General features: G+C 70.1%; 8 protein-coding genes. 4 read left to right on the top strand and 4 right to left on the bottom strand.

Annotated features, from left to right (window positions below):
* Positions 1–62: 62 nt before the first annotated feature.
* Together ACFY6S_RS19565 and ACFY6S_RS19560 are read right to left on the bottom strand one after the other, a co-directional pair.
* Positions 63–1,805 (bottom strand): glycoside hydrolase family 6 protein, encoded by a 1,743-nt coding sequence (locus tag ACFY6S_RS19565; RefSeq protein WP_388819125.1) that lies wholly within the window; start codon positions 1,803–1,805, stop codon positions 63–65.
* Entirely contained in the window at positions 1,802–3,274 is a 1,473-nt protein-coding gene (locus tag ACFY6S_RS19560) for a cellulose binding domain-containing protein (protein WP_388819122.1), read from the bottom strand. Before ACFY6S_RS19560 ends, ACFY6S_RS19565 begins: the two co-directional genes overlap by 4 nt.
* A 257-nt stretch (positions 3,275–3,531) precedes the next feature.
* Between ACFY6S_RS19560 and ACFY6S_RS19555 the strand changes: the two genes are divergently transcribed.
* The 3 genes from ACFY6S_RS19555 (at position 3,532) to ACFY6S_RS19545 (ending at position 9,662) form a co-directional block, all read left to right on the top strand.
* Positions 3,532–6,489 (top strand): glycoside hydrolase family 48 protein, encoded by a 2,958-nt coding sequence (locus ACFY6S_RS19555; RefSeq protein ID WP_388819119.1) that lies wholly within the window; start codon positions 3,532–3,534, stop codon positions 6,487–6,489.
* Positions 6,490–6,923: 434 nt separating this feature from the next.
* Positions 6,924–8,480 (top strand): M4 family metallopeptidase, encoded by a 1,557-nt coding sequence (locus tag ACFY6S_RS19550; protein WP_388819822.1) that lies wholly within the window; start codon positions 6,924–6,926, stop codon positions 8,478–8,480.
* Between the two features lie 162 nt (positions 8,481–8,642).
* The gene (locus ACFY6S_RS19545; RefSeq protein ID WP_388819115.1) at positions 8,643–9,662 is read left to right on the top strand and encodes a glutathione S-transferase family protein; all 1,020 of its coding nucleotides are present in this window, start codon (positions 8,643–8,645) and stop codon (positions 9,660–9,662) included.
* A 370-nt stretch (positions 9,663–10,032) separates the two neighbouring features.
* On the opposite strand, the gene ACFY6S_RS19540 is transcribed toward ACFY6S_RS19545, so the two are convergent.
* Positions 10,033–11,439: a hypothetical protein gene (locus ACFY6S_RS19540; protein WP_388819112.1), complete on the bottom strand. Its 1,407-nt coding sequence runs from the start codon at positions 11,437–11,439 to the stop codon at positions 10,033–10,035.
* Positions 11,440–11,642: 203 nt separating this feature from the next.
* Complete coding sequence (locus ACFY6S_RS19535) at positions 11,643–11,999, bottom strand: ArsR/SmtB family transcription factor (protein ID WP_388819819.1); 357 nt, start codon at positions 11,997–11,999, stop codon at positions 11,643–11,645.
* Between ACFY6S_RS19535 and ACFY6S_RS19530 the strand changes: the two genes are divergently transcribed.
* Positions 11,913–13,010 carry an HAD-IC family P-type ATPase gene (locus ACFY6S_RS19530; RefSeq protein WP_388819109.1) on the top strand — a complete coding sequence of 366 codons (1,098 nt, stop codon included), beginning with the start codon at positions 11,913–11,915 and terminating at the stop codon, positions 13,008–13,010. The two genes, ACFY6S_RS19535 and ACFY6S_RS19530, sit on opposite strands and share 87 nt — an antisense overlap.
* Positions 13,011–13,187: the final 177 nt, after the last annotated feature.

The raw sequence follows: 13,187 nt of genomic DNA, 5'->3' as shown, positions 1-13,187 counted from the left end.
CCCGGTGCGGGGCCCGCCGGTCGTCCTGCCGGTGGGACGGTGGAGCGGTGGAACGGGCGGTTCTACAGCGCCGGGTAGGCGTTCTTCAGCAGCTCCTGGAACTGCGCGGAGAACCAGTCACCCGAGAGCGGCGCGTTGGGCAGCGCCCCGGACATGTGGTTGTTGTTGCGCGGGTTGCCGGTGTACGTCGGGTCGCACATCTGGTCGAAGCCCTTGCCCTGGTCGTTGGGGATGGCCTTGCTCGCGCCGTCGGACTCGCCCGGGGGCTTCATCCAGACGTACGCGTCGATCCCGGCTGCGGGCGCGGCCTTCGGCCGCTCGCCGAGCCCGGCTCCCGACTGGTTGCACCAGTTGCCCTGGTGGATGCGGCGGTCGTAGCGCCCGCCGTCCACATAGGTGTCCACACTGGTCTGGGCGCCCGGTCCGGTGGGCCGCGCCGTGCCGCCCCAGCCGTTGCGGGAGGTGTCGATCAGCATGCCGATGTCCGACTTGAAGCCGACGCTCACCAGCTCCTGCCGGAACCCCTGGGCGAACGACTGCTCGTCGACGTACCGGTTCCAGTCCACCCACGCCGACTCACGGACCGACTTGCCGGCCACGCTGTCGTTGATGGTGAAGTTGTTCTCCTTCGTCGGCCCGTAGTTGGCGGTGTTGACGATGAAGCCGGCGACCTTGTCGATCGTGCTGCCCTCGGCGGTCGCGGCCTGCTTGAAGACCTGCGCGGACGCGTTGAAGTTGTCGTCCCAGCCGATCCAGCCGTGGTGTCCCGCGTCCACGTAGTTGTAGACGTTGGGGACGGCGCCGAGCTTGTTCAGCGCGTAGCCGACGCCCTTGATGTAGTTGCCGTTGGCCTTCATCACGTCGCACTGCGGGGTGGCGGTGGCCCGCGGCGAGACGTTGGTGACCAGGTTGGGCAGCGAGTCGATCTCGACCGTCGTCACGATGCGCAGGCTCGCGTACTTGCTGTCGGCGAGGATGGCCGCGATCGGGTCGATGTACTCGGTCCGGTAGCGGCCGATCTCCGTCGGGCCCAGCTCTCCGTTGGAGGCGAGCGCGGCGCAGTCCCGGCCCGGCAGGTTGTAGATGACGAGCTGGACGACCATCGGGCTGCCGGCCGCCTGGGTCAGCGCCGTGTCGAGGTGGCCGCGCAGCCCCCGGGCGGTGCTGGTGCCCTGGATGGCCGCGATCCGGTCCAGCCAGACGCCCGTCGGCTGGTTGGAGACCTTGCTGCCGCCCGGCTCCGCCGCCGCCTTCGCTGACCAGTCCGGGTTGACGTACACCTTGGCACCGGCGTACGGGTTGTCGACCCTGGCGCTCGGGTCGGTGGAGCCGCCGTCGTCCCCACCGCCCCCGTCGCCGCCCCCGCCGCCCGGGACGTTGCAGGTCACCCCGTTGAGCTTGAAGGTGGTCGGTACCGCGTTGGTCCCGGTGACATTGCCGTTGAAGCCGAAGCTCGCCGAGCCGCCGGTGGCCAGGGTCCCGTTCCAGGCGACGTTGGCGGCGGAGACCGCCGTACCGCTCTGGGTGAGGGTGGAGTTCCAGCCCTGGGTGATCTTCTGGTCCCCGGCGAAGCTCCACTCCAGCTTCCAACTGCTCACCGAATCACCGGTGTTGGTCACGGCGACATCGGCGGAGAAGCCGCCCGACCATGAACTCTGGATCTTGTAGTCGACGGTGCAGCCCGCAGCCGCCGCGCTGGCGGGGGCGCCCAGTGCGGTCGTCGTGCCGGCGACCCCGGCGACCAGCGCGAACGCGGCCAGGACCGCCGTCCTCGCTCGGCGCGGGGGAGAGGTGGTGCGGCTCATGAGAGTCCCTTCAGATGGTCACGGAGTCCTACGCCGAAGCTGGTCGGCGTGCCGTTGTAGTCACTGATCAGGGAGGGGCCCGAGGAACAGTCCCACGTGTTCCAGGTCCATCCGAGGTACGAGGCGCCGCGGCCGTCCAGCCAGGCCATGACCCGGTCGATATAGCCGTGCGCACAGGTGTTCTCGCCGATCTCGCCCGCCACCAGCGGCACCTGTGCCATGACCGGGGCGAGTTGTTCGTTCCAGCAGCTCTCGCTGGAACAGGTGTTGAAGTTGTACGTGTGCCAGGCGGCGGCGAGGTTGCCCGCCGGGTCGTTCGGCCGGTACGCGAGCCACTGGCGCATGTCGTTCGCGTACGCCAGACCGGGGACCAGCACCAGGTTCCCGGCGCCGGTGGCCCGTACCGCGTTCACCAGCGACTGCATTCCGGCGACCTGGAAGTCGATGCCGGGGCAGCTGCCGCCGTCGCGCCAGCAGGTCCAGGCCGCGTCCAGGCTGGAGGTGGCCCGGTCCGGGAAGGGTTCGTTGAACAGATCGAACACCACCGCCGGATCGCTCTTGAACGTCTCGGCGACCGAACTCCAGAACGCCGGGGTGTACTTCGCGTTGGGCATCGGCTTCTGGCAGGTCGCGTACTCGGTGTCCGGGCAGTGGCTGTCGCCGCCCGTGTACTTCCCGTTGGTCCAGTGCAGTTCGACCACGGGGGTGATGCCGTGCGCCTCCAGCCTGGCCACGTACTCCTTCACCGCGCTGATGTAACGCGCCCCGGCGTACTCCGGTTTGACGTGGGCGAGCCCGAGCCAGCACTCCTCGTTGAGGGGTACCCGTACGGTGTTCACCTTCCAGTCCGCGATGGCTTTCACGGACGCGTCGTCGACCGGGCCGTCGAAGAAGCCGTAGCCCTGGATGCACATGAACTCGCCGCCGGAGCGGTTGACTCCGAGCATGCGGCGGGTGGCGCCGTTCTGATCGACCAGCTTGTTGCCCGAGACATGGAGCCTCGGTGGAGCGCCGGCCGGGTCGGTCGGGGGGTCGGTCGGGGTGCCGGGGCCCGAAGGCCCTTCGCACGTCGTGCCGTTGAGCTTGAACGCGGTCGGAGCGGGGTTCGACCCCGACCACGAGGCGGTGAAACCGGCGCTGAGCGAGCCACCGGTCGGAATCCGGGCGTTCCAGCTCTCGTTGACGACGGTCACCGTCCTGCCGGACTGTGACCACTTGCCGCTCCAGCCCTGGGTCACCTGCTGACTTCCGGGGAAGTCGAAGGTGAGTGTCCAGTTCTCGACCGGTGTCGCGTTGTTGGTCAGTGTGACGCCGCCCTGGAAGCCGCCGTTCCACTGACTCGTGGTGCTGTACTCGACCGTGCAGGTGGCCGCGGTTCCCGACGCGGCTGCCTGCGGAACCAAAGCGGTGCCCGCCACGGCCAGAGCCGCGGCGGCCAGCAGTGCGCCGAGGCGCGGTGGTGCTCGCATGGAGCGACTCCTCGGGCCGATACGCCGCCTGACGCGACGTATGACTGATGGAAGCGCTCCCACTGGTTGTGTTCGACGGTAGCGCCGAAGTGGCGTGAGTCAACAGCCCAGTTGAATTCTTTTACCTCCGAACTCGGCTGGACGTGCGTCTTGTTCAAAGTCTTGACAGGTGCACGTACCCGCTCAACGCTTGGGAGCGCTCCCACTGGTTCGTCTCCCCACCCTCACCCGCACCGGACCGCGAGGAGGACCCCTCCATGCTCGGTTTACGAGGCTCCCCACCAGGCGCACCCCCACCGCTCGGCGAACGCCGCCGCCGGCGCGGTACCCGACGGCTGCTCACCGCCCTGGCGGCCGTCCTGTCCCTCCCGCTCGGTATGACCGCGATCGGCTCCACCCCCGCCCGGGCCGCGGCGGTCCAGTGCGGCGTCGACTACAAGACGAACGACTGGGGTTCGGGCTTCACCGCCGACCTCACGATCACCAATCGCGGTACGGACGCCCTCGACGGCTGGACGCTGACCTACGGCTACGCGGGCAACCAGACCCTCACGAGCGGCTGGAACGGTACCTGGACGCAGTCCGGCAAGACCGTCACGGTCAAGAACGCCTCGCACAACGGCTCGATCGCGCCGGGGGCCGCGGCCACCACCGGCGCCAACTTCACCTACAGCGGCGCCAACGCCGCCCCCACCGCCTTCGCCGTCAACGGTGTCACCTGCACGGGCGCGCATCAGCCGCCCATCACCGTACTGAGCAGTCCCGCCCCCGGCGCGGTCTTCACGGCGGGCGGCACCATCCCGATGACCGCCACGGCGGCGGCCGCCGACGGCGCCGGGATCACCAAGGTCGAGTTCTACAGCGACACCAAGCTGCTCGGCACCGACACCACCTCGCCGTACACCTTCGACTACACCGGCGTCCCGGCCGGTGACCTCTCCCTGTACGCCAAGGCGTACGACGGCCAGGGCGCCTCCTCGGAGTCGACCCCGGTCGGTGTGCGCGTCGTCGCGGGCCCCTCGCTGGTCGCGACCCCGGCCCAACTGGGCGTCCAGCAGGGCAAGACGGGCACCTTCGGGGTGAAGCTCTCCACCCAGCCGACGGCCGCGGTGAATGTCACCGTCGCCCGCACCGCCGGCAACACCGCCCTCACCGTCACCGGCGGCGGCAGCCTCACCTTCACCACCGCCAACTGGAACACCCCCCAGCAGGTGACCGTCACCGCGGCGGCCACCGGCACCGGCGCGGCCACCATCACCGCGAGCGCGCCGGGACAGACCAAGGCGGACGTCACCGTCACCCAGCTGGCCGCGGCGAGCACCTACGACGCCCGGTTCCTGGAGCTGTACGGCAAGATCACCGACCCGGCCGCCGGCTACTTCTCGCCGGAGGGCGTCCCGTACCACTCGGTGGAGACCCTGATCGTCGAGGCGCCCGACCAGGGCCACGAGACGACCTCGGAGGCGTACAGCTATCTGATCTGGCTCCAGGCCATGTACGGCAAGGTCACCGGCGACTGGACCAAGTTCAACGGCGCCTGGGACATCATGGAGAAGTACATGATCCCCACCCACGCCGACCAGCCGACCAACAGCTTCTACAACGCGTCGAAACCGGCCACCTACGCGCCCGAATGGGACCAGCCCTCGCAGTACCCCTCCCAGCTCAACAGCAACGTCCCGGTCGGCAACGACCCGATCGCGGCCGAGCTGAAGAGCGCGTACGGCACCGACGACATCTACGGCATGCACTGGATCCAGGACGTCGACAACGTCTACGGCTTCGGCAACTCGCCGGGCAAGTGCGAGGCGGGGCCGGCCGAGAAGGGGCCCTCCTACATCAACACCTTCCAGCGCGGCTCGCAGGAGTCGGTCTGGGAGACCGTGACCCAGCCGACCTGCGACGCCTTCAAGTACGGTGGCAAGAACGGCTATCTGGACCTGTTCACCGGTGACGCCTCCTACGCCAAGCAGTGGAAGTTCACCAACGCCCCCGACGCCGACGCCCGGGTCGTCCAGGCCGCGTACTGGGCCTCGGAATGGGCGAAGGAGCAGGGCAAGGGCAGCCAGGTCGCGGCCAATGTCGCGAAGGCCGCCAAGATGGGCGACTACCTCCGCTACGCCATGTACGACAAGTACTTCAAGAAGGTCGGCGACTGCGTGGGCGAGACCGCCTGCCCGGCGGGCAGCGGCAAGAACAGCTCGCACTATCTGCTCTCGTGGTACTACGCCTGGGGCGGCGCCACCGACACCTCGGCGGGGTGGGCCTGGCGCATCGGATCCAGCTTCAGCCACAGCGGCTACCAGAACCCCATGGCCGCCTGGGCGCTCAGCTCGTACGCCGATCTCAAACCCAAGTCGGCCACCGGCCAGCAGGACTGGACCACCAGCCTCAAGCGGCAGGTGGAGTTCTACCGCTGGCTCCAGTCCGCCGAGGGCGGGATCGCGGGCGGTGCGACCAACAGCTGGCAGGGCCGCTACGCCCAGCCGCCGGCCGGTACCCCGACCTTCTACGGCATGTACTACGACGAGGCCCCCGTCTACCACGACCCGCCGTCCAACCAGTGGTTCGGGTTCCAGGCGTGGTCCATGGAACGGGTCGCGGAGTACTACCAGCGGACCGGTGACAGCGCGGCCAAGGCCGTGCTGGACAAGTGGGTGGGCTGGGCGCTGTCCAAGACCACCATCAACCCGGACGGCACGTACCGCATCCCGTCCACCCTCCAGTGGTCCGGCAAGCCGGACACCTGGAACGCCACGACGCCCGGCGGCAACACCGGACTCCATGTGACCGTCGCTGACTACACCGACGATGTCGGAGTGGCCGCCGCTTACGCCAAGACCCTCTCCTACTACGCGGCCAAGTCGGGCGACACGGCCGCCAGGACGACGGCCAAGGCCCTGCTCGACGGCATGTGGGACCACCACAGGGACGCCCTGGGCATCGCGGTGCCCGAGACCCGCTCCGACTACAGCCGCTTCAACGAGCCGGTGTACGTACCGAGCGGCTGGACCGGCACCATGCCGAACGGCGACACGATCAACTCCGCCTCCACCTTCTCCTCGATCCGCTCCTTCTACAAGAGCGACCCGGCCTGGTCCAAGGTCGAGGCGTATCTGAAGGGCGGCGCCGCGCCGACCTTCACCTATCACCGATTCTGGGCGCAGGCGGACATCGCGCTGGCGCTCGGCTCGTACGGGGATCTCTTCGAATAGCGCCACAGCGCGCGGCAGGCTCGCGCGCCCCCCTGACGCGGAGGGTCCCGGCTGTCGTCCGCCGGGGCTCTCCGCCCTCATGCCGCCGCCCGAACCACCCGGCGATTAAGCCCGATTGATGCATTTTCGGCGCGCGGAATTGACAACACGAGGTCAAATCCTGGTATCCGCTCTGTCCGAACGGGTCGATTCGATGTCACTCTCTGGACGGCTCACCGCGTGTGGATCACGTGGCGAGCTGCTTCATGACATGCGCAGCTCAGAACCATGGGCGGTGGCCGCACCCCTACGGCCCCCGCTTTCCCCACTGAGGGCACGCTCACCGGCGGCCCGACACCCTTGGAGACTGAGTGAGACTCGTAGCTTCCTCCCCCCGCACCACCACCTCCCGCAAGACCTCCGCGCGCGTCGCGGCACTCGTCGCGTCCGCCGCCATGGTGGTCGTCGGCGTGCAGTCGGGCACCGCGAGCGCCCAGCCGGACCCCACCCGTGAGGCCGGCGCCACCGCTCTCGCGCTGACGCCCGGCCAGCGTGTCGAGGCCATCCAGGACGCGCAGGCGGAGACCGCGAGCCAGGCGAAGTCCCTGGGCCTCGGCGCCCAGGAGAAGCTGGTCGTCCGGGATGTCATCAAGGACGCCGACGGCACGGTCCACACCCGCTACGAGCGGACCTATGCCGGTCTGCCCGTTCTCGGCGGCGATCTCGTCGTCCATGAGCCCGCCGCGGGGAAGACCACGGTCACCAAGGCCGTCTCGGCCCGGATAGCCGTGGCCTCCACCACCGCCGAGGTCACCTCCTCGGCCGCGAAGACGACCGCTCTCAGGACCGCCTCGGCCGAGAAGACCGCCAAGGCGGCCGCCGAGGACGCCCCCCGCAAGGTGATCTGGGCGGCCGAGGGCACCCCCGTGCTCGCCTGGGAGACCGTCGTCAAGGGCTTCCAGCCCGACGGCACGCCGAGCGAGCTGCACGTCGTCACCGACGCGGCCACCGGCAAGGAGCTGTTCAAGGACGAGGCCATCGAGACCGGCACCGGAACCGGCAAGTACAACGGCACGGTGACCATCGGCACCACCAAGAGCGGCAGCACGTACAACCTCACCGACAGCGGTCGCGGCGGTCACAAGACGTACGACCTCAACCAGGGCACCTCCGGCACCGGCACCCTCTTCACCAACTCCACCGACACCTGGTCGGGCGGGCGGCTGACCGCCGGTGTCGACGTCCACTACGGCGCCGCCACCACCTGGGACTTCTACAAGAACGTGCTGAGCCGCAACGGCATCAAGAACAACGGTGTCGCGTCCTACTCCCGCGCCCACTACGGCAACAGCTACGTCAACGCGTTCTGGAGCGACAGCTGCTTCTGCATGACGTACGGCGACGGCTCGGGCAACAGCAACGCGCTCACCTCGCTCGACGTGGCCGCGCACGAGATGACCCACGGCGTCACCGCCGCCACGGCCAACCTCAACTACAGCGGTGAGTCCGGTGGCCTCAACGAGGCCACCTCCGACATCTTCGCCGCGGCGGTCGAGTTCTACGCCAACAACACGAGCGCGCCGGGCAACTACCTGGTCGGCGAGCAGATCAACATCAACGGCAACGGCACCCCGCTGCGCTACATGGACAAGCCGAGCAAGGACGGCGCGTCCAAGGACTACTGGTCCTCCACCCTCGGCAACGTGGACGTCCACTACTCCTCCGGCCCCGCCAACCACTTCTTCTACCTGCTGTCCGAGGGCAGCGGCGCGAAGACCGTGAACGGCGTGAGCTACAACAGCCCCACGTACGACGGCTCGACGCTCGCCGGCATCGGCCGGGACAAGGCCATCCAGATCTGGTACAAGGCCCTCACCACGTACATGACGTCCACCACCAAGTACGCCGGCGCGCGCACCGCGACGCTGAGCGCCGCGGGCGCCCTGTACGGGACGAGCAGCACCGAGTACAAGGCGGTCGCCGCCACCTGGACCGCGATCAACGTCAGCTGACCGGGGGGTCCGCCGGCCCCGGTCGGCGGACCGCACACCGGGCACGGGCCCGCGCGTTCACCCCGCGCGGGCCCGTGCGCGTGTGCGCCGCGTCCCGGCCGGGCGCGGGCAGTAGGGTGCGGTCCGCAGCGTCCTCGCCCCCACCCGCGAAGGAGACCGGCGATGAGCCCGTCCACCGAAGGCAATACGGAGTACGGGAAGAAGCCCTTCAAGCGTTCCCGGAGCCACTTCGCGGACCGGATCACGGCCGACGGCCGGGACGGCTGGCCGGTCGAGGCCGGGCGCTACCGCCTGGTGGTCAGCCGCGCCTGCCCGTGGGCGAGCCGCGCCCTCGTCTCCCGGCGCCTCCTCGGGCTGGAGAGCGCCCTGCCGATCGCCGTCGCCGACCCGATCCAGGACGACCGCAGCTGGCGCTTCACCCTCGACCCGGACGGCCGCGACCCCGTCCTCGGCATCCGTTTCCTCGCCGAGGCGTACGACGCGCGCGAGACGGGCTACCCCGGCGGGGTCAGCGTCCCCGCGATCGTGGACGTACCCAGCGGGCAGCTGGTCACCAACGACTTCCAGCGCATCACCCTCGACCTCGCCACCGAGTGGACACGGCTGCACCGGCCGGGAGCCCCCGACCTCTATCCGGAGGCGCTGCGCGAGGAGATCGACGAGGTCATGGAAGGGGTCTTCCGCGATGTCAACAACGGCGTGTACCGGGCCGGCTTCGCGACGGGACAGAGCGACTACGAGGACGCCTACCGAGCCGTCTTCCGCCGGTTCGACCTGCTCACCGAGCGGCTGGCGGAGCGCCGCTATCTGGTGGGGGACACCCTCACCGAGGCGGACATCAGGCTGTTCACCACGCTGGTCCGCTTCGACGCCGTCTACCACGGACACTTCAAGTGCAACCGGTACAAACTGGCGGAGAACCGGGTGCTCTGGGCCTACGTCAGGGATCTCTACCAGACGCCCGGCTTCGGGGACACGGTCGACTTCGACCACATCAAGCGCCACTACTACCGGGTCCACACCGGAATCAACCCGACCGGCATCGTGCCCCTGGGCCCCGACCTGTCCGGCTGGCTGACCCCGCACCACCGCGAGGAGCTGGGCGGCCGGCCGTTCGGGGACGGGACACCGCCCGGCCCGGTGCCGCCGGGGGAGGAGATCCCGGCCGCCGGCCGGCCCTGAGCCGCCGGCCCCGCCATCGGGGCCCAGTGGTTCTCGCCGAAGAAGCAACGCCGAGGATCGAGCCTCGGCGCGGCACGACGCGGTCCCCCTGACCGCCTCCGCGTCTCGGGAGACCTTGGCGATCGCACGCTCGCTGTCCAGCGGAGTGATCTCCAGCGAGACCCCGTCGATCTCCACACCACCGTTCACGGACGTGGTGAAGGGGGTGTCGAACGGGCCGACAGCCACCGTCGCCCGGCCCCCGCTCACATCCGTGATCATGAACTCCTTGGCGCCGGAGCTGTTCCTGACGCCGATCACGTCCCCGATTCTGACCTCGACCCCGCGGGTGCCGTCACCGCGGGCGGCGAGGCCGGTGCCGTGTTCCGGGTCAGGCCGGGCCGGTGGGTGACGCGGACCCGCTCCCGGCGGGCGGGAGCGCTGTCGTGTCGCACAGCTCGTGCGGAGCGAACACCGCGGGAGCCGCGCCGCCGCGTGACCCGTTCAGGAGGTGGCCCCGGTTCATGCGGCTCGCGTAGCCGATGACCCGGCCGTTCAGCACCGGCACCAGCAGGTCCCGGAAGTACGTGCCGTCCCGTGTCTCGACCGCGGATGCCACGACGTGTTCCTGGAGCAGCCAGCCGCGGTACGCCGGGTCCCGGACCAGGCTCGCCCAGGCGTCCGCAGGGGTCTGCGCGCCGACGGTGACGGTTTCACCGCGGCATCCGTAGGGCGCCTTCAGCACCAGGTGTTCGCGGTCGGCGACAGCCTCCGCTTCGCTCAGACCGTCGCCGAGCTTGCGGCCGAACGGTACGAGCGCGTCGAGAGCCGCGCACTGCCGCGGGGTGAACAACCGTCGGAACCGGGGGTCGGACAGGGCCGCCAGACAGAGCTTGTTCTCCGCGACCCAGCGTTCGCCGAGTGCGTTGGGCACCACCAGGTCCGCTGCCACCATGCGGGAGCAGAACGTCTCCCAGCGCCGCACTTCACCGGCGTCGACCGGAATGTACTTGAGGTATCCCAGCCGCAGGGCCTTCGCCCCTTCGACATCGTCCGGGTACAGCTCCACCGGCGCACGTCCGCGCCGCACGAGCTGCGCGTCCACCTGGTCGAGTTCGAACTTGGTGCTCAGCCGCGAATGGAACACTCCGACGCGTAGGGCGTCCTCGTCGCGGACGCCACGCTCGCGCCCGTAGTCGATCAACCAGTCCGCGAACCACTCCGGCCGTTCCATCGGGGCTTCGGTCACCCCCCATCGGGCCAGCACGTCACCGAACGACGACTCGCGCCAGAAGCGGTGGAGCATGCCGGAGGAGATGACACCGCCGGGGCTGCTCGGATTGAACTCCAGCACGCGCACCGAGCCCAGACTCTCCCCCAGCAGGTCCAGGCGGCAGAAGTCCACCCGCAGTTCTTCCGGCTCGACATGCCGAAGAATCCACCGGCGCAACACCGGCGGAACGTCCAGGAACTCCTGGAGCTCGGCGTCACACGGATACCGCCTGACCAGACGCTCCATACACTCCACGACAATGCGCACCCGCTGCCGGAGCAGGGGCTCGGCCGACGCGTCGAGCACCGTGACGGCGGGCAACGTGGGAAAGGGGTCACGGCTCCGACCCGAGGACGGCTTCCCCACCTTCACCAGCCGCTCGGCCACGATCCGCTCCCGCACCTCCTCGAACCCGGCCAGCACCCGTCCCCCCAGCCGGTGCGACCGACCCGGCGCCCCCGGCAGGGCTACCAGGTCACGCTCGGGATCCCAGAGGGAGAGTTCGCTCTCGACACACTCGGCCATGGCCTGTCCAACGAACCGTCCGTCCCGAGGCTACGGCCCACGGCCGGCAAGGCGCTGACCGTCCGGTCGGCCGCCGATGTCCTACTGGACCCGCTCGGCAACCCGGACACGGTCCGGGTCCTGCGGCAGCAGTGGCTGGTGACCCGGCCGCCCGGCGGTTCGTCCGGCCGCGCGCGGCGGTCGGGGCCGGGTCGGCCGGCGGGTCATTCGGCGGCGGCGGGCTCGGCCAGGTGGCCCGGGACATCGGGGACGCCCAGGCGCAGGTGCTCGACGTGATAAAGCGCCTGGTCGAGAAGCTCGGCGACGTGGTTGTCGTACAGGGCGTAGACGATCGAGCGCCCGTGCCGCTCACCGGTGACCAGCCCGAGGTTGCGCAGCAGCCGAAGCTGGTGGGAGCAGGCGGAGGCTTCCATGCCGACGGCCTCGGCGAGCTCGCTCACCGAACAGGCGCCCTCCTGGAGCCGGGCCAGGATGTGCAGCCGCGAGGGTGTGGCGAGGGCCTGGAGGGTGGCGGCACCGTCAACGGCACCGGCGCCCTGCGTGTGCGCGTCGAGCGGGATCCGGCCGACTCGGTGATCGCCCGGATCGTGAAGATGGTCGAGGAAGCGTCCGGGACCAAGGCCCCCACCCATCTGTTCATCGAGAAGATCGAGCAGCGGTACTCGATCGGCATGGTCATCGCGACCCTCGCCGTCTTCGCGGTCCCGCTCGCCTTCGGCTCCGCGCTCCAGCCCGCCTTGCTGCGTGCGATGACGTTCATGATCGTGGCCTCTCCGTGCGCGGTCGTGCTGTCCACGATGCCGCCGCTGCTGTCCGCCATCGCCAACGCCGGCCGCCACGGTGTCCTGGCCAAGTCCGCTGTCGTGATGGAGCTGCTGGGCCAGGTCGACGCGGTCGCCCTGGACAAGACCGGCACCCTGACCGAGGGCACGCCCCGCGTCACCGATCTCCGGCCCCTGCCCGCCTCCGGCCTGGACGAGGACGGTCTGCTCGCGCTGGCGGCCGCGGCCGAGCTCCCCAGCGAGCACCCGCTCGCCCGCGCTGTCGTCGACGCCGCCCGCGCACGCCGCCTGTCGCTTCCCGAGGCGCTCGACTTCACCTCCACCCCCGGCCAGGGCGTGAGCGCCGGCGTCGAGGGCCACACCGTCCAGGTCGGGGCGCCCACCCGCCTTCCGGCCGCTGCGGGGCCCGCGTCCACGGCGGTCGCGGAGGTGGAGGGAGCCGGTCGGACCGCACTCCTCGTCCTGCGCGACGGCGGCCCGGTCGGGGTGATCGGCATCGCCGACCGGCTGCGGCCGGACGCCGCCGCCACCGTGACGGCCCTGACCGAGCTGACCAGCCGCACCCCGGTCCTGCTGACCGGCGACAACGAACGCGCGGCCCGCCATCTGGCCGCCCAGGTCGGCATCACCGACGTCCGCGCCGGACTGCTCCCGCAGGACAAGGTCGCCGCCGTACGGGAGCTCGGCGTCGCCGGACACGAGGGCTCCACCGTCATCGTCGGCCTCAACGGCCTGCGTCTGCTGCGCGAAACCGCCTGGAAGAACCCCGTCGGACGAGGCGCCGCCTGAGCAAACACGCCCGCCGCGCCGCCTCCGCACCGGGCACCGGGGCGGGACCGGCCCGGCCCACGGTCACGGTGTGCCGCGGCCGCTGCTGCGGCACACCGAAGGTCCCCGGCCTCGACCACGCCGCCCATTCGCCGGCCGGCCTCGCCACGCGGATGCCCGCGACATGCGCGACGCGTT

Source organism: Streptomyces sp. NPDC012835 (genome assembly GCF_042900885.1).
Lineage (GTDB): Bacteria > Actinomycetota > Actinomycetes > Streptomycetales > Streptomycetaceae > Streptomyces.
Note: the sequence above shows the minus strand (reverse complement) of the source record. Positions and strands in the feature narration are given on the sequence as shown.